Source organism: Sutterella seckii (assembly GCF_009183815.1).
GTDB classification, from domain to species: domain Bacteria; phylum Pseudomonadota; class Gammaproteobacteria; order Burkholderiales; family Burkholderiaceae_F; genus Sutterella; species Sutterella seckii.
The window spans coordinates 44,029-61,875 of the sequence record NZ_WEHX01000005.1; the positions used below are offsets into that span (position 1 = coordinate 44,029).

Annotated in this window: 15 protein-coding genes and 1 tRNA gene; 6 read left to right on the forward strand and 10 right to left on the reverse strand. The window is 61.2% G+C overall.

Annotated elements, in window-relative coordinates:
- The first annotated feature begins 2 nt into the window (after positions 1–2).
- The 3 genes from GBM95_RS02150 (at position 3) to GBM95_RS02160 (ending at position 3,835) form a co-directional block, all read left to right on the forward strand.
- Positions 3–1,202 carry a hypothetical protein gene (locus GBM95_RS02150; RefSeq protein WP_193222538.1) on the forward strand — a complete coding sequence of 400 codons (1,200 nt, stop codon included), beginning with the start codon at positions 3–5 and terminating at the stop codon, positions 1,200–1,202.
- 91 nt (positions 1,203–1,293) lie between these two features.
- Positions 1,294–2,469, forward strand: coding sequence for an amidohydrolase (locus GBM95_RS02155; protein WP_152157573.1), 1,176 nt, complete (start codon positions 1,294–1,296; stop codon positions 2,467–2,469).
- A gap of 94 nt (positions 2,470–2,563) precedes the next feature.
- Positions 2,564–3,835 (forward strand): Zn-dependent hydrolase, encoded by a 1,272-nt coding sequence (locus tag GBM95_RS02160; protein WP_152157574.1) that lies wholly within the window; start codon positions 2,564–2,566, stop codon positions 3,833–3,835.
- 105 nt (positions 3,836–3,940) lie between these two features.
- Here the strand turns inward: GBM95_RS02160 and GBM95_RS02165 are convergent, their stop codons facing one another.
- Positions 3,941–4,591: a LysE family translocator gene (locus tag GBM95_RS02165; protein WP_152157575.1), complete on the reverse strand. Its 651-nt coding sequence runs from the start codon at positions 4,589–4,591 to the stop codon at positions 3,941–3,943.
- A 382-nt stretch (positions 4,592–4,973) separates the two neighbouring features.
- Here GBM95_RS02165 and GBM95_RS02170 point away from each other — a divergent pair, with 382 nt between their 5' ends.
- Together GBM95_RS02170 and GBM95_RS02175 are read left to right on the forward strand one after the other, a co-directional pair.
- A complete protein-coding gene (locus GBM95_RS02170) occupies positions 4,974–5,747 on the forward strand; it encodes a 2-keto-4-pentenoate hydratase (protein WP_152157576.1) in 774 nt (257 codons plus the stop codon).
- A 165-nt stretch (positions 5,748–5,912) separates the two neighbouring features.
- The gene (locus GBM95_RS02175; RefSeq protein WP_152157577.1) at positions 5,913–8,408 is read left to right on the forward strand and encodes a tetratricopeptide repeat protein; all 2,496 of its coding nucleotides are present in this window, start codon (positions 5,913–5,915) and stop codon (positions 8,406–8,408) included.
- Positions 8,409–8,534: 126 nt separating this feature from the next.
- Here GBM95_RS02175 and leuD read toward each other — a convergent pair whose 3' ends face one another.
- From leuD to smpB, 8 genes are all read right to left on the reverse strand, one after another.
- Positions 8,535–9,149: a 3-isopropylmalate dehydratase small subunit gene (leuD, locus tag GBM95_RS02180; RefSeq protein ID WP_152157578.1), complete on the reverse strand. Its 615-nt coding sequence runs from the start codon at positions 9,147–9,149 to the stop codon at positions 8,535–8,537.
- Positions 9,150–9,162: 13 nt separating this feature from the next.
- The gene (gene leuC, locus GBM95_RS02185; protein ID WP_152157579.1) at positions 9,163–10,563 is read right to left on the reverse strand and encodes a 3-isopropylmalate dehydratase large subunit; all 1,401 of its coding nucleotides are present in this window, start codon (positions 10,561–10,563) and stop codon (positions 9,163–9,165) included.
- A 2-nt stretch (positions 10,564–10,565) separates the two neighbouring features.
- The gene (leuB, locus tag GBM95_RS02190; RefSeq protein ID WP_152157580.1) at positions 10,566–11,663 is read right to left on the reverse strand and encodes a 3-isopropylmalate dehydrogenase; all 1,098 of its coding nucleotides are present in this window, start codon (positions 11,661–11,663) and stop codon (positions 10,566–10,568) included.
- Between the two features lie 164 nt (positions 11,664–11,827).
- Positions 11,828–13,426, reverse strand: coding sequence for a 2-isopropylmalate synthase (gene leuA / locus GBM95_RS02195; RefSeq protein ID WP_152157581.1), 1,599 nt, complete (start codon positions 13,424–13,426; stop codon positions 11,828–11,830).
- A gap of 238 nt (positions 13,427–13,664) precedes the next feature.
- Positions 13,665–14,447 (reverse strand): ABC transporter ATP-binding protein, encoded by a 783-nt coding sequence (locus GBM95_RS02200; protein WP_152157582.1) that lies wholly within the window; start codon positions 14,445–14,447, stop codon positions 13,665–13,667.
- A gap of 18 nt (positions 14,448–14,465) precedes the next feature.
- Positions 14,466–15,518: a FecCD family ABC transporter permease gene (locus GBM95_RS02205; RefSeq protein WP_152157583.1), complete on the reverse strand. Its 1,053-nt coding sequence runs from the start codon at positions 15,516–15,518 to the stop codon at positions 14,466–14,468.
- Complete coding sequence (locus tag GBM95_RS02210; protein WP_152157584.1) at positions 15,515–16,624, reverse strand: ABC transporter substrate-binding protein; 1,110 nt, start codon at positions 16,622–16,624, stop codon at positions 15,515–15,517. Before GBM95_RS02210 ends, GBM95_RS02205 begins: the two co-directional genes overlap by 4 nt.
- Before the next feature lie 50 nt (positions 16,625–16,674).
- Entirely contained in the window at positions 16,675–17,178 is a 504-nt protein-coding gene (smpB, locus tag GBM95_RS02215) for an SsrA-binding protein SmpB (RefSeq protein ID WP_152157585.1), read from the reverse strand.
- A 191-nt stretch (positions 17,179–17,369) separates the two neighbouring features.
- Here smpB and GBM95_RS02220 point away from each other — a divergent pair, with 191 nt between their 5' ends.
- Complete coding sequence (locus tag GBM95_RS02220; protein WP_152157586.1) at positions 17,370–17,693, forward strand: RnfH family protein; 324 nt, start codon at positions 17,370–17,372, stop codon at positions 17,691–17,693.
- 76 nt (positions 17,694–17,769) lie between these two features.
- On the opposite strand, the gene GBM95_RS02225 is transcribed toward GBM95_RS02220, so the two are convergent.
- A tRNA-Glu gene (locus GBM95_RS02225) sits at positions 17,770–17,844 on the reverse strand.
- Between the last annotated feature and the right edge of the window lie 3 nt (positions 17,845–17,847).

Genomic DNA, 17,847 nt, shown 5'->3' on the forward strand with positions numbered 1-17,847 from the left:
TCATGCTTTACAACTTCATGTCCGCCTTCGTGGCCTGCCTTGTGGTGGTGCTCTTGGGCGAATGGCTCTCCAAGCTCACCAAGGGCTGGATTCCCTCAGTCTTCATTTCTGCAGTCATTCTTCTTCTCTGCTTCTGGACTTTCCTCCCGAAGACGGTGGTGGCGGACGCCAAGATCCTGCAGCTCGGCTCGACCGTTGCAATCTTCCTTCTGATTGCTCATATGGGCACGCTCTTTTCCCTTAAGCGCCTCCTTGAGCAGTGGAAGACCGTGATCATCTGCCTCGCGGGCCTCTTCGGCATGTGCACGCTCGCCTGGTTCGTCTGCCCGCTCCTCATGGACAAGACCCTCGTCATTACTGGCCTTCCCCCGCTCGCGGGCGGCATCGTTGCGACGACCATGATGCAGAAGGCTGCGCAGGACGCCGGTCTCCCCGTGGCGGCAGTCTTTGCGATTTCGATGTACTGCATTCAGGGCTTTGCCGGTTATCCGCTTACCGCGATCTGCCTGAAGCGTGAAGCGCAGAAGCTCCTGAAGGAAGCCCGCGAAGGTCATCCGGAGGGCGGCGCCGTTGTCGACAGCCGCCGCGTGATGGCTGACGCCATGGCGCTTCCTGAAAATGAAAAGCGCGGCATTCTTGCCGTCCCGGACGCCTGGAATACGCCTTTCTTCGTTCTGCTCAAGCTCGCCCTCGTCGGCTGGCTGGCACTTGTGATCGGCATTCTCACGGGCGTGAGCGGCGCGATCTGGGCGCTCGTTCTCGGTGTGATCTTCTGCCGCCTCGGGTTCCTCGAGCCTGACGTGCTGAGCAAGACCGGTTCGAAGGACCTTCTCTTCTTCACTCTGATCATGTTCGTCTACAGCGGCCTCGCCGACTGCACGCCGGCGCTCCTCTTCGACCTGATCGGACCGATGCTCATTCTTCTCGTGATCGGCCTCTGCGGCATGGGCATCATGGCCTTCATCGTCGGCAAGATCCTGAAGATTTCCCCGTGGCTCGGCTATGCCAACTGCCTCACGGCGCTCTACGGCTTCCCCTTCGACGCGATCATGACTGAAAAGATCTGCCATGATGAAGGCGCCAACAAGGAAGAGGTCGACTATCTGATGAGCCGTCTCTTCCCCTCGATGATCGTGGGCGGGTTCGTTACGGTGACGATTACTTCCGTGGTGCTCGCCGGCATCTTCGTCAAGTTCCTCTGATTTCTATTTCTTCCTGACGTAAGGCGTTCAGGAGCTTCTCCCGGAGAGGCTCGCCTGAGCGCCTTATGTCATTATCCGGACGCAATCAAAAATGACTTTGCAGGACCTTATTGAAAAGTACAGCGCTTATCAGGTTGAGATGCGCCGCTATTTCCACCAGCACCCCGAGGAAAGCACGAAGGAGGTGAAGACCGCCCAGCGCATCCGCGAGGAGCTCGATAAGGCTGGAATTCCCTGGAGAGTTTGCGGCATGGGCACTGGCACCCTCGCGCGCATTGAAGGCAAGCTCCCCGGGAAGACCATCATGCTGAGAGGCGACATTGACGCGCTTTCCGTGACGGAAAAAACGGGTCTTCCCTTCGCGAGCGAAAATAAGGGCGTGATGCATGCCTGCGGCCACGACTGCCACATCTCGATGCTCCTTACCGCCGCGCATATGCTGAACGACGTGCGCGACCAGATCAAGGGCACGGTTCTGCTCGCCTTCCAGCCTGCCGAGGAAATCGGCCGCGGCGCGCAGTCGATGATTACCGAGGGCGCGCTCGAAGGGGTCGACGCCTGCTTCGGCATGCACGTCTGGGCGGACTATCCGGCCGGCACCGTCGGCATCCGGAAGGGCCCGACGATGGCGAGCGGCGACAAGTTCACGATTACCGTGAAGGGCAAGTCCACGCACGGCGCGCAGCCCCATCACGGCACGGACGCTCTGGTGATGGCCGCTTCGATCGTCATGAACCTGCAGACGATGGTTTCGCGCGAATTCTCCCCGATCGATACGGCGGTCGTTACGGTCGGCAAACTGACGAGCGGCACGCGCTTCAATGTTGTTGCCGGCGATGCGGTGATGGAAGGCACGACCCGCACCTTCTCGAAGGAAATCCGCGACAGCTTCGCCGAACGCATCACGCGCATCGCGAAGTGCACGGCCGAAGCGATGAGAGGCACCGCTGAAGTCAATTACGAGTATCTCGTTCCGGTCACGACGAATGATCCGAAGATCTGCGACCTGGCAGCTGAGGCCGTGACGAAGATCTTCGGCGAAGGCAAGGTGGTCGAGGCTGATCAGACGATGGGCGGCGAAGACTTCGCCTACTACCAGGAGAAGATTCCGGGCGCCATGGTCTTCCTCGGCATCCGCAACCCCGCCTGCAATGCCGTCTACCCGCAGCACCACATGTGCTATACGGTGGATGAATCCGTCCTCGTGAAGGGCGCAGCGCTCCATACGCAGACGGCGCTCAATTTCCTCGGCGTCGACCTGAAGTAACGCCTGAGGCGCGTCTCGCCTGAATGGTCCCCGGAGTCCTTTCCCGAATGAGAAGCTCCGGGGATTTTCGTTTTCTGTTTTCCCCATTTTTGCCATGACTCAGGACACATCTGATTTCGCCCGCGTCTGCGGACCCTTCATTGAAAAACTCTTTTCCGATGTGCGCGAACTCACGCATTCGCCCGCACCGAGACGCGGCGTCACGCGCCTCGGCTATTCGCCCGAGGAAGACCGGACGGTGGAATACCTGAAGCGTGCGGGCGAGGCGCTCGGCCTTGAATCGGAAGAGGACGGCGCCGGGAACCTCTGGCTCACGCTCCCCGGCCGCGACCGGTCGCTTCCGGCGCTCGTCTCAGGCAGCCACGCCGACAGCGTGCTTGACGGCGGCAACTACGACGGGCTTGCCGGCATTGCCGCGGCCTTCTGCCCGGTTCTATGGCTGAAGGCCCAGGGCATCGTGCTCCCGCGCGACTACCGCGTGCTCGTTCTTCGCTGCGAGGAGCAGGGGCTGGTGGGCTCCACGGGGCTTCTCGGAAAATTGAAGCCCGTCGACCTCGACCGCCGCTTCATTGCAGGGGCGCCCACATTGGGCGAGCTTCTCGCCAGGCACGGCCTGGATGCTCAGAAGCTCACGGGCGGAAAACCCCTGATGGATCTCACGAAGATCGCCGCCTTCTTTGAAGCCCATATCGAGCAGAGCTCGAAGCTCGACAACTTGAAGACCGCGCGCGTGGGTCTCGTCACCGGGATTCGCGGCATACGGCTCAACCGCAGAATCCGCGCGATCGGCGTGGGCGCGCATGCGGGCGCAATCGACTTCCCCTACCGTCATGATGCGGCCTGCGCCTGCGCGCGCTTTGTTTCGCACATCTACGACAAATGGGCGCATGCCCTTGCGATGGGCGACGACCTCGTCGTGACGACGGGTTCGATCCGCACGCCTGATACGGCGATCCCGAACAAGATTGCGGGCGAATGCGAGATGACGCTCGACATGCGCTCGCTCGACGATGAGGCCTTTGCGCGCTTCTCTGCCGTCATCGACCGGGAGCTCGACGAGCTCGCCGCGGAAATGGGCGTCACCTTTGAAGCAGACCCCTCCATCATCATTCCGCCCAATCATTCCGATCCGGTGCTGATGGCGCATCTCAGAAAGGGCGCCGAGTCGCTCGGCATCGGCGTTCAGGAAATGCCTTCGGGCGCGGGCCACGATGCGGCGAATTTCGGTGCGGCGGGGATTCCCTTTGCGATGCTTTTCATCGCCAACCAGAAGGGATCGCACAATCCCGATGAAGCCATGAGGATGGACGACTTCCTCGCGGCTGCGCGGGTCCTCACGGAGGCTCTCGTCCGCTACGACGAATAAGCGGAAGAAAGTCCGGGAGAAGCTCTCCCAAAAAATTTCCGAATTGAAAAAAAAGGCCGGAGGCATGTCTTCCGGCCTTTTTCCTTAGAAGCTTTCAGCCATTCCTCAAGCCATCTGAGCGGCCACGGCCTTCACGAGGACGCTCACGCCGAAGAAGATGAAGAGCGCTCCCGAGACGCGGTTCATGATGGAGGAAGCTTTCGGGCCCGAAAGGAACCGTCTTGCCCAGGCGGCCGAGTAGCTGTAGCAGAAGTGGATGACGATGCCCGTGCCCGCAAAGATGGCGAGGAGCACCGCCATGCGCTCGACGTAGGGGTCCTCGGGCGCCACGAACTGCGGCAGGAGCGAGACGAGGTAGACGAAGAGCATCGGGTTCGTGAGCTGGAGCAGAAACGCGGAGAGAAAGAGCGATCCCCCTCTGGGCTTCGGTCCCTTTTCGGATTCAATTTCGCCTTCCCTGAGGGATTCGAAGCTCTTTGCCGGACTATGCCAGGCGCGCCAGCCGAGGTAGAGAAGGACGATCGCCGAGGCGACCTGGAGCGCTGTAAAGAGAACGGGCGATGTGGTGAGGACAGCGCCCAAGCCCACCGCGCAAAGGAGCGCAATCACGAAGGAGCCGAGAACGTTGCCGAGGGGCGCCTGCCAGGCAGAGCGCATGCCGCCTCTCAGTGCCGAGGAAATCGTAAAGAGAACGCCGGCGCCGGGGGTGAGGACGGTAACGAAGGTGATGGCAAAAAAGACGGAAAGGTCGTGCATGCCGGATCGGGGAAAAGCGGGTGACAAAAAGAGGCTGATTCCAAAATCTTAGAGCCCGAAGATGCGCCCGGCTCTCAGCGTTTTCGCGGATTGGCGCCGCCCGGGTTGATGTCTGAGAAAGCGATGCTCTATGCGCTGATACGCCCTCTGATCGGGGGTTCTGCTTAGAGATGCGCGTGTTTTCACGATGTGAAGACGATATTCTTTAAAGAATATTCTCTGCGAAATTCGGGATGTCACGTTTCCGGAGGGGCTCGAGGAGTCCGTCCGCCGGATGTCCGTCCCGTGAGGAGAAAACACCCGTCTTTTTGGTTGTGCAGAGGGGGGGTTAAGCGGGAAGCGAAAACCCCGAGGCTGCGCATTTATTTCATGAGGCAAGCCGATGAATCTTTCCACACTCCCGAAGGCGCTCTTTGAGGCATATAAGAACAACGCTCCGCTCGAAATGAAGGCCTGCGAAGGCATTCTCAACGACTTCGAAACCGCTTACGCGGTTCAGCGCGCGGTGGCCGAGCAGAAGGGAGAGCCTACGGGCGGCTACAAGATTTCGCTCACGAGCAAGACGACGCAGGACATGTTCGGCACGACTGAGCCGCTCTTCGGCGAGCAGATCCCCTCGCACATTCTTGCTGCGCCTGCCGTCCTCCAGATGGCAGAAATGAATGAGCCTCTGATCGAGGTCGAGCTCTCGATGATCCCGAAGGTTGATCTCGAGCCCGGCATGTCGGACGAAGAGCTCCTCAGGAATGTGACCGTCGCGGGCGGCATTGAGGTTCCGGATGCGCGCTTCAAGGCCTGGTTCCCGGCCCTCAACAAGTATCTCGTCGTCGCGGACTGCGCCGTCGGCGGCTACATCATTCACGGCACGCCCGTGGACGGCACGAAGCTGAAGCTCGAAGACCTTCTCAAGATCCATGTGGATCTCCTGAAGGACGGCAAGGTCATCAAGTCGGGCGACTCGACTGAAGTGCTTGATCAGCCGATTCATGCGCTCAAGTGGCTTGTCGAGGCGCTTGCGAAGCGCGGCAGGAAGCTCACGGCCGGTCAGGTTGTTTCGACGGGCACCTTCTTCGTGCCGCCGAAGCTCGAAAAGGGCGAATACATCGCCCGCTACTCGGGCGCCATCACGGAAGACGTCAAGCTCTCCGTTCGATAAAGCGCTTTCTCGGGAATAATTGCCTGAAAGCCCGGCAGCCGGATGCCTTCCGCTGCCGGGCTTCATTTTTTTGGGAAAGCGCTTGGAGCTCCAATCTGATTTAATGGGAGAAAGTCATCTGCCGCTGCAGAACAAACCAAGGAATCGGAGAGGAAGGAGAAAATCATGGCAGCCCCGAAAGGGAGAATCTTCACCGACGCGGATCGAGAGGAGCTTGATGCCCTTGACGACGGCACTTCCATGTATGCCTGGCGCGTGGAGCATCTGATCGACGAGAAAATTGCGAAGGGCATTGCCGAAGGCCGGTTCACGGAGGAAGAGGCCGCGGAGGATCTCGAGGCGGCGCTCCGGCTTTCCTATGCGCTCAACAACATGGACAGCTACGAAAAGTACGTCCGGGCCGTGAAGGTTCTCCGGCGTGCTGAGAAGAATGCAGCGGGCTCGGGCGCTTATTGGTATCGGCTCGGATCGGCGCTCAACTATCTCGGGAAAATCGAGGAGGCAAAGGAGGCGGCCGACCGCGCCGTGGCGGAGGAGCCTGATTATCCCTGGGGATGGCTTCTTCTCGGGAGGCTCTGCGCCCATTTCGGACTCAGGTCTGAGGCTCAGGAAGCGCAGAAGCGCGGTCTCGCGCTCGTGCCGGATGATCCGGAGTTCCTGATGCTCGGAGAGGATATCGAGCGAGGCGCCGATCTCGCCCGGATGGAATACCACCTCATCGACCCGGAAGCCGAAAAGGCATTGCGCGAGGATGCGCTCCCTTCGAACGATCTTCTCGAAAAAATACGGTCCTGCCATTGCATCCTCACGGATCCGGAGGGGCTTGCTGCGGCGAAAAGAGCGCTTCCCTTAAAAGACTGGAAGCCGGCGGATCCGCCTGACGATCCCTTCTGCCGCGGCGTCTTTGCGTTCGGGAAGGGCGAGGTGGAAATCGTTTTCCGCATGAATGAAGCCGGGTTTTCGCACATGCCGGCCTGGTGGCTCGCAGGTCTCGCGCGCCTTCTTCCTTCAGCGCTCGAAAGTTTTGAGAAGCCCCGTCTGGTTGAAGTGCAGCAGAACCGGATCGTCGCCGTCTATGCGGCAGACGAAGAATCTGATGAGGAAATCGTCAGATACTACGACTTAAGCCATATCAGCACGGACGATTCGTCTGAGCTGAGGAGCGGCGGGGAGGGCGCCGAATACGAGCCCGGCGAGAAGGCGCTGCTCGAGAAGGTGGAGGCTCTCAACGAACTTTCCGAATACCAGAGAATCATTGATCTTCTGGAGGCGCTGCCTCCGGAAAAGCGCACGTGGCGGCTCTCGGGCGAACTCGCCCGCGCCTACAACAACCTTGCAGAGCCCGGAGACGACGAACTCTTTGAACGGTCGATTGAAATCCTCGGCGCATCGCGAAGCGCCGCGGGGAGCACTTTCCTCTGGAACTACCGCATGGGCTACGCGCTCTACTTTCTCGACCGGGACGGCGAAGCGCTCAGGTTTTTCGAAAGGGCGCTCGAGAAGAAGCCCGGCGACGAGGATGCGATTGCGCGCCTTGAGGCGGCAAGACGCGGCGTGACGCTTCCCATCTTCTTCAAGCCCTTCAGAAATCGCGTGAAGCTCGTCTGGCGGCGCTTTTCTGACGAAGCTGCCGTCGTCATGGATCTGCTTCGCGAAGGGCGGATGGTCGAGGCGAGAGAACGGGCAGAGCGCATTTTCCACCCGGTCGCGATGAACTGGGGATTCGGGCTCGGTCTGGATGAGCACGGCCGGGGACTCCTTTTCTTTTCGCCGAAGGGAAGGCTCAGCGAAGCATTCCCTCTCGTGCATTTCGCCGACCGGATGCCGGAAGCCCTCGCGGAGAAATGGTCGCTCAAGCTGGGACGCGGCCCGGGAATTCATATCGGAAGCGGCGCCTTCCGGTCAGGGATCCGTCCGGAGGAGCTCACGCTCTGGGTGGACCAGGAGGAATCGGGCTGGCGGGTGAGCTTTTATGCGGAGAGCTTCCGCGGGATCTCTGAGGAGGATGCCCCGGCGATCTTTGAGGATCTCGGCACGATGATCGAGGATGCGGTCGGCGAAGCCGTGAGCATGCGCCTTGTCCGCGGCATTTCCATCATGAAGGCGAAGCGCGGTGAGCCCGGGATCAGGATGAATGAACTCGCCCGATGGTTCCATGAACACGTGCCGATGTCGGCGGATTTCGACATGCGCCTCGTGATCCGAGAGAAGCTTGAATTCTGGCTCAAGCCCGATCCGAGGGCGCTGGAACTCTACTTCGACATCGGTCCGGGCTTCACGCAGTGCGCGGCCTTCATGAATGAATACCGGGCCGATGAGGCCGAGGCCCTTGACGCCTTCCAGAGGATTGGCGCCGCAGCGGGCTTCTTTGCCTTTGAATTTGCGCCGGATCTGGATAGAGAGGCACGGGACGAAGCGGAGCGCCGCGCGATCGCGGATTTCAAAGCCGCGATGGCGGAGTTTCCTGAAGAAGGCTTGGTCTGCGGCGAAGCGCAGTCGCAGGACCGCGCTTATGTCGAGGTGATGCTCTGGGATTCGAGGGTTTTCCTGAGCAGAGCGGCCGCGTGGCTTGAGCGCTATCCCGGGATTGAGCGGGCGCTTTTCAGGACCTGGAGGCGAAGAGCGGGAAATGTCATTCTGAAGGCGCCCGGAGAAGGCTGAAGGCTTTCCGGAAGCCTGAAATCCCGCACGTGAAGCCCGCGAGAGCGAAAAAAGGCAGCTTCCCCGCCAGAAGGAGGAAGCAGCCAGTCATGGGCAAAAGGGATTTTTGAGGAAAAGGCGCGCGGATCAGCCGAGGGGCTTAGCGCGCCAGGCCGGCATCGTCGCCTCATAGGCGGCGATCTTGTCCTCGTCCTTCAGGGTGAGGCCGATCGCGTCGAGGCCTTCGAGCATCATCCAGCGGCGGAAGGGATCCACCTTGAAGCTGAAGTGGAGGTCCCCCGCCGTGACGGTTTCCTTTTCGAGGTCCACAGTGACTTCCATGCCCTTTTCGGATTCGAGCTTCCTGAAGAGCGCGTCGATTTCAGACTGCTTGAGCTCGACCGGAAGAAGGCCGTTCCCGAGGGCATTGTTCTTGAAGATGTCGGCAAAGGAGGGCGCAATCACGCAGCGGAAGCCGTATTCGAGGAGCGCCCAGGGGGCGTGCTCGCGGCTCGAGCCGTTGCCGAAATTGGCCTGCGCAACGAGGATCCCGGCGCCCTTGTATTCCGGGTAGTTGAGCACGAACTCGGGATTGGGCTTCGTTTCCTCGGCGTCGAGCCAGCGGTGGTCGTGAAAGAGATGGTGCCCGAATCCCTTCCTGTCGACGGCAAGAAGGAATTGCTTCGGGATGATCTGGTCGGTGTCGACATTGGCGCGGTTCAGAGGAACTGCGACAGACGTGAAGACGGTGAATTTCTGCATTGCCGGAATTCCTTTAGAGATAGTCGCGCGGGTCAGCGATGCGGCCGGCAACGGCAGAGGCTGCCGCGGAGGCCGGGCTCATCAGGTGCGTGCGGCTGCCGCGCCCCTGACGGCCGACAAAGTTGCGGTTCGAGGTGCTCGCCACGCGGGAGCCCGGTTCCGCTCGGTCGTCGTTCATCGCGAGGCACATGGAGCACCCCGGGAGGCGCCATTCGAAGCCTGCATCGCGGAAGATCTGGGCAATGCCCTCGGCTTCGGCCATCTCGCGGACCTGGGCGGAACCCGGAACCGCAAGCGCGCGCACGCCGGGCGCAACCTTGCGGCCCTTCAGGATCTCTGCCGCTGCGCGGAAGTCTTCAATGCGTCCGTTCGTGCAGGAGCCGATGAAGACGGTGTCGATTTTCGCCGACGTCATCGGAGCGCCCGGTTCGAGCTCAATGTACCTGAGCGCGTTTTCGGCGCTTTCGCGGGCAACGACATTCTCAAAGGATTCGAGAACGGGGACGTTCCCCGTAATCGCCGTTTCCTGACCCGGGTTCGTGCCCCAGGTGACCTGCGGCTCGAGCTTCGAAGCGTCGAGCACGACTTCGGCGTCGAACTTCGCGTCGGGGTCGGAAGCGAGCGTGCGCCAGTAGGCGACGGCTTCGTCCCAGTCCTTGCCCTTCGGGGCGTAGGGACGGCCCTTCAGGTATTCAAACGTGACTTCGTCGGGCGCAACCATGCCCACCTTGGCGCCCATTTCAATCGCCATGTTGGAGAGCGTCATGCGGCCTTCCATCGTGAGCGCCTTGACGGCTTCGCCCGCAAATTCGACGGCGTAGCCCGTGCCGCCCGCCGTGGTGAGGCGTCCGGCAATGGCCAGAATCAGGTCCTTGGCGGAGAGGCCTTTCCCGAGCCTGCCGTCGCAGCGGATGCGCATGGTTTTGAGGCGCTGCTGCTTGAGGGTCTGCGTCGCCATCACGTGCTCGACCTCGGACGTGCCGATGCCGAAGGCAAGGGCGCCGAAGGCGCCGTGCGTCGCCGTGTGCGAGTCGCCGCAGACGAGGGTCGTGCCCGGAAGCGTAAAGCCTTCCTGGGGCCCGATGATGTGCACGATGCCCTGGCGGGCGTCGCCGAGGCCGAAGAGCTTCACGCCGAATTCGCGGCAGTTCTCGATAAGCGTCGTCACCTGCTTCTTTGCGAGCGGCATGCAGGCCTCAAGCGTCGGGCGCTGGGTCGAGATGTCGTGGTCCATCGTCGCGATCATGAGGTCGGGGCGGCGCAGCTTTCGTCCGGCCGCGCGCAGACCCGCAAAGGCCTGCGGGCTCGTCACTTCGTGAATGATGTGACGGTCGATGTAGAGGAGCGGGAGTTCGCCTTCCTTCTGCATCACGACGTGAGCGTCATAGACTTTTTCGTAGAGCGTCTTTCCCATTTTCAGGCTCCCTCGGCAATGCGGCGGACAATGGCGTCGCCCATTTCGCGCGTGTTGAGAGGTTGGGCCCCTGCGGCGCGGGCAAGGTCGGTCGTGACTTCGCGGGCGGCAAGCGCGTCGAGAACCGCCTTTTCAATGGCGTCGGCGGCTTCCTTTTCGCCGAGCGAATAGCGAAGCATCATGGCGGCGGAGAGAATCTGCGCGACCGGGTTGGCGATGCCCTTTCCGGCGATGTCCGGAGCGGAGCCGCCCGCCGGCTCATAGAGGCCGAAGCCGCCCTCGCCGATCGAAGCCGAGGGGAGAAGACCCATCGAGCCCGTGATCATGGCGCATTCGTCGGAGAGAATGTCGCCGAACATGTTCGAGCAGAGCATGATGTCGAACTGCGCCGGATCGCGGATCAGCTGCATCGTGGCGTTGTCGACGTAGATGTGCGAGAGCTCGACGTCGGGATAGTTGCGCGCGACCTCCTCAACGGTTTCGCGCCAGAGGACGGAGGAGGCGAGGACGTTCGACTTGTCGACAGAGGCAACCTTCTTCCTGCGGCCGCGGGCGGCTTCAAAGGCGGCCACGGCGATGCGGCGCACTTCGCGCTTCGAATAGACCTCGGTGTCGTAGGCGGTCGTATCCTCGCCTTCGCCCTTCCTGCCCTTGGGCGTGCCGAAATAGATGCCGCCCGTGAGTTCGCGGACGATCACCATGTCGAAGCCCTTTTCCGAAATGTCGGCGCGCAGCGGCGAGAGCGCGGAGAGGCCGGGGAAGATGCGGGCCGGACGGAGATTGCAGAAAAGCTTGTAGCGCTTTCTCAGGGGAAGGAGCGCGCCGGCTTCAGGGCGCTGGGAATGCGGGAGATGGTCCCACTTGGGGCCGCCGACGGAACCGAAGAGAATCGCGTCAGCCTTGTCGCAGGCAGCGATTGTCGCTTCCGGAAGGGGCGTGCCCTCCGCATCAATGGCGGCGCCGCCCACGAGGGCTTCCGTGCGTTCGAGCGTGAAGCCGAAGCGGGCGCCGGCAGCGTCGAGCACCTTGAGCGCTTCGCGCATGACTTCGGGTCCGATGCCGTCGCCGGCGAGAACTGCAATGCGGTGGTTGCGGGTCATATCAGTCATCCTGGTAGGAAATACGGGGTAAAAAGAGGGCGGCCGTCTTCAGAAAAGCTCCTGAAAGCGGTCAGTCGTAATGGGGTGAGGCCCGGGAGCCGGAGAGGAAAGGGAAAGCGTTTTCCGCTTTCCCTCATTTCAACCCGGAATCCGGGCCTGATGCTTTATTGAGCGGCCTTCGCGGCTTCGTCTGCAGCGGCCTTCACCGTGCGCGAGGGGCGCTTCTTCGCGGCGTGAATGCGCTTCGCGCGTTCAATGTTGTTGATCGCGTGGAGGAGCGCGAGCGCGGAGGATTCAATCACGTCGGTCGAGAGACCCATGCCGTGGAAGATGCGGCCTTCGTATTCGACCGTCACGTCCACCTGGCCGAGCGCATCCATGCCGGCGCCGTTGGCGTTGATTTCGTAGCTCTTCAGCACGCACTTGATGCCGGTGAGGTGCGTGATGCAGTTGTAGCAGGCGTCGACAGGGCCGTTGCCGATGCTCGATTCCGTGCGGGTGCGGCGGCCGACGCGCAGACGCACCGTAGCGGTCGGAATGACCGAGGCCGTGCCGCTCGTCACGTTCATCTGCTCGAGATGGTAGGTGTCGTCCTCTTCGTCGAGCTTCGTGAAGAAGATGAGGGACTCAAGGTCGTAGTCGAAGACCTGGCCCTTCCTGTCGGCGAGCTTCAAGAAGCGCGCGTAGATGTCGTTGAGATCGTACTCGTCGTCGGCGTAGCCGAGCTTCCTCAGGCATTCGCGGATCATGTGGCGGCCCGATCGAGCGGTCATCAGCATCGTGTTGCCGCTGAAGCCCACCGATTCGGGGGTGAGGATTTCGTAGGTTTCGCGGTTCTTGAGGACGCCGTCCTGGTGGATGCCGGACGAATGCGAGAAGGCGTTCGAGCCCACGATCGCCTTGTGCGAGGGCACGGGTTCGTGGCAGATCTTCGAAACGAGTGCGGAGGTGCGGGCGATGTTCTTGGCGATGATGCCGGTTTCGACGCCGCCCAAAATCTTCGAGCGGAGCTTGATCGCCATGGCAACCTCTTCGAGGGAGCAGTTGCCGGCGCGTTCTCCGAGGCCGTTCACGCAGCACTCGATCTGGCGGGCGCCCATCTGGACCGCGGTGAGGGAATTGGCCGTCGCCATGCCGAGGTCGTTGTGGCAGTGAACGGAAATGACCGCCTTGTCGACATTGGGGACCCGGTTCATGACCTGGGTGATGATGCCGCCGAATTCGGTCGGAACCGTGTAGCCCACGGTATCGGGAATATTGATGGTGGTGGCGCCCGCGTTGATCGCTTCCTCGATCATGCGGCAGAGCTGATCGATCGGGGTGCGCCCTGCGTCTTCGCAGGAGAATTCGACGTCGTCCGTATATTTTCTCGCCTGCTTCACGGCGGCGACGCCCATGGCGAGCACGTCGTCGAAGGTCTTGCGGAGCTTGTCCTTCACATGTATCGAGGACGTGGCGATGAAGGTGTGTATTCGGAAGTGCTCGGCGGCCTTCAATGCCTGAGCGGCCACGTCGATGTCCTTGATCACGGCGCGCGAGAGGCCGCAGGGAACGGCGTGCTTGAGCGTTCTTGCAATCAGCTGAACGGATTCGAAGTCGCCCTGGGAGGAAACGGGAAAGCCCGCTTCAATGACGTCAACGCCGAGCTCTTCGAGCGCGAGCGCAATCTGAAGCTTCTGCCGTTCGGAGAGGCTCTGCGGAAGCGCCTGTTCGCCGTCGCGCAGCGTCGTGTCGAAGATGATTACTCGGTCCTGACTAGCCATGTTCCTTCTTCCTTTGTTGTTGTCGGCTCAAACTGAAAATTTTGCTTTCAGTCGTTGGGTGCAGTGTGCGAAACATACTCCCGCGTGAATGCAACTGTCAAGAAATGCAGAACTAAAGTACCGGGTTTTGAAAAGGGAACTAGTTGATAATCTCTATAAACCTATTTTTTAAGTGGTAGTTTTTGCAAAGCCGGCGTTTTGTGCAGAATCCGGATTTCTGCATGAATTTACGAAGCTTTCAGGGGAGCGCCGCGACGACGGGAAGGGTCTTCGGGCCGAATTGAAGCGTGCGGATCTTGACGTCGATCCCGAAGAGCCTTGAGAGCGCCTCTTCCGTGAAGATTTCGCTTGCCGGCGCAAAGACGGGCGCTTCCCCGCGGGGAACGAGGAGGCCCGTTTTCGCGCGCGAGAGCGCATGCGCGGGAAAGTGGGTGTTGAGAATCACCCCCGGACCCTGTTCGGTCAGCCGGTCGATGACTTCGAGGATGAGCGCCTGGTTGCGGAAGTCGAGGTTGCTTTCGGGCTCGTCGAGGATGAGGAGTTCAGGGTCGTTGGCGAGCGCCCGGGCAATGGCCGCAAGCTGAAGCTGGCCGCCCGAGACCTCTGAGCAGAGGCGGCGCGAGAGGTGCGCAATTCCGACCTCCTCGAGCGCCTTCTGGGCGAGGATCCAGTCGTTTTTGCCGGGAGAGGAGAAGAGCCCGATCCGGGCGCTTCTGCCGAGAACCACGTATTCGGCAATCGTGAGCGAGGCGAGGTTTGAGAGCTTCGCCTGCGGCACGTAGGCCGCGCGCTGCCAGAAGTCGGTTCTGTGCCATTCCTTCAGAGGCTTCCCGTTGAAGAGCGATTCGCCCGTGCTCCAGGGCATGAGTCCGAGGAGGCACTTGAGGAGCGTTGTTTTGCCGGCGCCGTTGGGTCCGAGAACCGCGAAGACGCCGCGGCCGTCAAACGTGAAATTGACGTCCCTGAGGACCGGGTCTCCCCCGGGATAGTGAAAGGATCCGTTTCTGACCTGAACGTTCATGATGCTTCCGGTCCTCTTTCAGAGCGGTCTGCCGGCGCGGCGCATGAGAATGATGAAGGCGGGAGCACCCACGAGCGCCGTGAGGATGGAGACGGGAATCTCGCTCTCTGCCATGGTGCGCGCTGCTGTGTCGATGAGGATGAGGAAGAGCCCTCCCAGAACCATGGAAGCGGGAAGCACCCGCTCATTGGCCGCGCCGAAGAGAAGACGCGCCGCATGAGGAACGAGAAGCCCCATCCAGCCGATGAGGCCGCAGAGGGACACTACCGATGCCGTCATGAGCGTGGCGGCAAGAATGACCGTGCCCCGCATGAGCCGCACGTTGATGCCGAGGCTTTCGGCTTCGTCCTTCGGGAGCGACGCGGCGTTGAGGCGCCAGCGGAGGCTCATGAGGATTGCGCCCCCGAGAATGAGGAGCGGAAGTCCGGGGAGAATCGTGCGCATCGACGCGCCGGTAAGAGACCCCATGAGCCAGAAAGTGATGGAGGGAAGAACGTCCTGGGGGTCTGCTGCAAACTTGACGATGCTCACGAACGCAGTAAAGAGCGCGCCCACTACCATGCCGGCGAGCACAATCATCAGAATGGATCCCGATTCGCCGTTTCGTCCGCGGGCCACGAGCATGACGATTGCAATGGCGGCAAGCCCAGAAAGAACGGAGAGCCCCTGAATGGCGAAGGCGCCGAGCCCGAGAAGAATGGCGAGCACCGCGCCGAAGGAGGCGCCGGTGGCGACGCCGAGCGTGTCGGGTGCGGCTAGGGGATTTGCAAAGAGCGCCTGAAAGGCGGCGCCTGAGGCGGCAAGTCCCGCTCCGGCAATAAAGGCGAGGAGTATGCGCGGGAGCCTCACGTTCCAGACGATGCTCGAGGCAGGAGTCTTCGCTTCCGGATGCAGAAGAGCGTCGAGCGTATCGGCGGGCGACAAGCCGTAGCGGCCCGCAAGGAGCGAAAGGAAGGCCGCCGCGAGGGAAAGCAGAATGAGGAGCGCCAGCGCGAGCCGGAAGTGCCGAGAGCGCTTCTCGGCATCCAGAAGCGCTCGGGGGCAGTCGAGAGGCTTCTGCCTTGCGCTCATCGACTGCTCCGGACCGACGCGGAGGCGTTTTCGGCGCTTCCCGCGTCATGCTCGAAGACGGCCTTCGCTTCGTCGTCGGTCAATGTCATGCCGAAGCCGGTCCTGTAGTAGCGCTTGGCTTCCTCGACGAGGTTCACGTCTTCAAAAGCCTTCGGATAAAGGGTCTTGGCGAGCCAGAGGAGCGTGACGGGAGCGTCCGCCGAGGGCGTAAAGGTGCGGTAAAGCCCAAGCGGCATCTTGTAGACCGCCTTTTCCTCAACGGCCTTCACGTGCGACCAGTCGCGGCCCTGATCCCGCCCGGCAAAGATGTCTTCAGGCATGAGGGGCGTGAAGTTCGTGAGAATCACGGCGTCGGGATTCCAGGCGTAGACGCTTTCCATCGAGACGGCGGCATTGGCGTTTTCGGCTTCAATGCTGCCCGCCGCGTTCTCGGACCCCGTAAGGGCGCACCAGGACTCGCCGAAAAAGCGCTTTCCCGAAACCACAAGCTCCCGGGAATCCGCACGGACGATGAAGAGAACGCGCTTTCTTTCCGTCTGCGGAATGGCGTCGATGCGCTTTTCAACGAATTCGCGAACGCGCTTCATTTCGCCGCGGAGCACTTCGCCCCGCGCCTTTGCGTCCGGGAAAATTTTTTCAAGCGATTCGGTCCACCCGTCGAAGGTCTTCTCGACGTCGTAATTCCATTTGACGGGACTGATGCCGAAGGCCGTGAGCCCGGCCGAGCGCACGCGCTCGAGCATGCGCTTGTCGGGGGCGTTGACGAGGACAAGGTCGGGGTTGAGCGTCATCAGGCTCTCAATGCTGAGGCTTGCCCCCTGAATGAACCGGGTGGGGATCTGAAGCGCCTGCGGGTAGAGCTTCCCGAGAAGTCCGGCTTTAGCTGCGGACATCGATGCCGGATGCATGCCGGCGATGCGCGAGGGCTCGCCCGTAAAGGCGACGGCATAGGGAGCGAGCGGAAGAATGTTCGCAACGACGACGCGCTCGGGGTGATCGGGCACCTCCACCTTGTCGCCGTTGTCGTCCGTGACGGTCCGCGCAGAGGCGAGCGCCGCCGTGAGCGCGAGGAGAATGCCGGCAAAACTTCTGATTCTGGAACCCATGATGCTTTTCTTCCGCTTTGTTTTCTCACAGAAAGGACTCGCGAAGACGGTCAGTAGACGTTCCGGCCCTTCGAATCCTTCTTCATGATGCGCTCCTGCTCGCGCTTCCATTCCTTCTTGCTTTCGTCCGCGCGCTTTTCGTATTCGCGCTTGCCTCGGGCGAGCGCAATGTCGACCTTGACGCGGCCCTTGCTGAAGTGAAGGTTGAGCGGAATGAGCGTATAGCCCTGCCGCTCGACGCGGCCGATCAGCTTCATGATCTCGCGTCGGTGCATGAGGAGCTTTCTCGTGCGGTTCGTTTCGAGCGTTTCGTGCGTGCAGACCTGGTCGGCGGGATTCATGTGCGCATTGCAGAGAAAGAGCTCGCCGTCGCGGATGTAGACGTGGGCAAGATTGATCTGCGCGCGTCCGGCGCGGACGCTCTTCACTTCCCAGCCGCGCAGCACGAGGCCCGCTTCGAAGCGCTCCTCGATCGTATAGTCGAAGGTCGCGCGCTTGTTGACGATGCGCGGGGTGGCTCCGGCCTTGTTTTTCTGTTGTGCTTTGGTTGCCATAGGTGGCCCTGCTTGAAAATTCGGGTGCTTGGGGCGTGCGGTCCGGTTCTTCTCAAACGGAAGGCACCAATGCCGCTTTTTTTTTGTGGGAGAAGACGCTTGCAATTCTCCGCGCGCCCGCGATAATGCTTTGATTTCTTTCCTTTGACGGGAAGCCAAATTCTATCGACTTTGCGTTCGAACTGATTTCTATGCGAATTGCAATCTGTGAGATTACTCATCAGGGCGCGAAAGCCGTTGCGGCCGAGCGCGAAATTGAACTTCCCGACGCCGCAACGGTCGAGGCTGCTCTTCTTAAGCTCGGGCGCGATCCGCAGGAGGCGGGACTCGGCCTCTCAATTTATGCGCGCCGGGCGCAGCTCACGGACGTTCTCGTTCCCGGCGACCGGCTTGAACTCTCCGAGCCGCTTCTTGTTGATCCCCGGGAAGCGAGAAGAATGCGCGCGGAGCGCCAGGGCGACGTGCGGTTCCTCACCTGCGGGCGTCACGGCGGCAAGCACCGGCTCGCCCAATAATCGGCAATTCTAAAAACACAAAACCCTGCTCCAGAACGTTCTGCCGCAGGGTTTTCTTTTCGATTCGAATTTTGTCTGGCGTCCCCATCCGGATTCGAACCGGAGTTGACAACGTGAGAGGCTGCCGTCCTAACCGCTAGACGATGGGGACATC

What these genes read in the sequence shown, in the direction of transcription:
- GBM95_RS02150 (WP_193222538.1), top strand. Translation starts at nt 3, where the DNA reads ATGCTTTACAACTTCATGTCCGCCTTCGTGGCCTGCCTTGTGGTGGTG.
- GBM95_RS02155 (WP_152157573.1), top strand. Translation starts at nt 1,294, where the DNA reads ATGACTTTGCAGGACCTTATTGAAAAGTACAGCGCTTATCAGGTTGAG.
- GBM95_RS02160 (WP_152157574.1), top strand. Translation starts at nt 2,564, where the DNA reads ATGACTCAGGACACATCTGATTTCGCCCGCGTCTGCGGACCCTTCATT.
- GBM95_RS02165 (WP_152157575.1), bottom strand. Translation starts at nt 4,591, where the DNA reads ATGCACGACCTTTCCGTCTTTTTTGCCATCACCTTCGTTACCGTCCTC.
- GBM95_RS02170 (WP_152157576.1), top strand. Translation starts at nt 4,974, where the DNA reads ATGAATCTTTCCACACTCCCGAAGGCGCTCTTTGAGGCATATAAGAAC.
- GBM95_RS02175 (WP_152157577.1), top strand. Translation starts at nt 5,913, where the DNA reads ATGGCAGCCCCGAAAGGGAGAATCTTCACCGACGCGGATCGAGAGGAG.
- leuD (WP_152157578.1), bottom strand. Translation starts at nt 9,149, where the DNA reads ATGCAGAAATTCACCGTCTTCACGTCTGTCGCAGTTCCTCTGAACCGC.
- leuC (WP_152157579.1), bottom strand. Translation starts at nt 10,563, where the DNA reads ATGGGAAAGACGCTCTACGAAAAAGTCTATGACGCTCACGTCGTGATG.
- leuB (WP_152157580.1), bottom strand. Translation starts at nt 11,663, where the DNA reads ATGACCCGCAACCACCGCATTGCAGTTCTCGCCGGCGACGGCATCGGA.
- leuA (WP_152157581.1), bottom strand. Translation starts at nt 13,426, where the DNA reads ATGGCTAGTCAGGACCGAGTAATCATCTTCGACACGACGCTGCGCGAC.
- GBM95_RS02200 (WP_152157582.1), bottom strand. Translation starts at nt 14,447, where the DNA reads ATGAACGTTCAGGTCAGAAACGGATCCTTTCACTATCCCGGGGGAGAC.
- GBM95_RS02205 (WP_152157583.1), bottom strand. Translation starts at nt 15,518, where the DNA reads ATGAGCGCAAGGCAGAAGCCTCTCGACTGCCCCCGAGCGCTTCTGGAT.
- GBM95_RS02210 (WP_152157584.1), bottom strand. Translation starts at nt 16,624, where the DNA reads ATGGGTTCCAGAATCAGAAGTTTTGCCGGCATTCTCCTCGCGCTCACG.
- smpB (WP_152157585.1), bottom strand. Translation starts at nt 17,178, where the DNA reads ATGGCAACCAAAGCACAACAGAAAAACAAGGCCGGAGCCACCCCGCGC.
- GBM95_RS02220 (WP_152157586.1), top strand. Translation starts at nt 17,370, where the DNA reads ATGCGAATTGCAATCTGTGAGATTACTCATCAGGGCGCGAAAGCCGTT.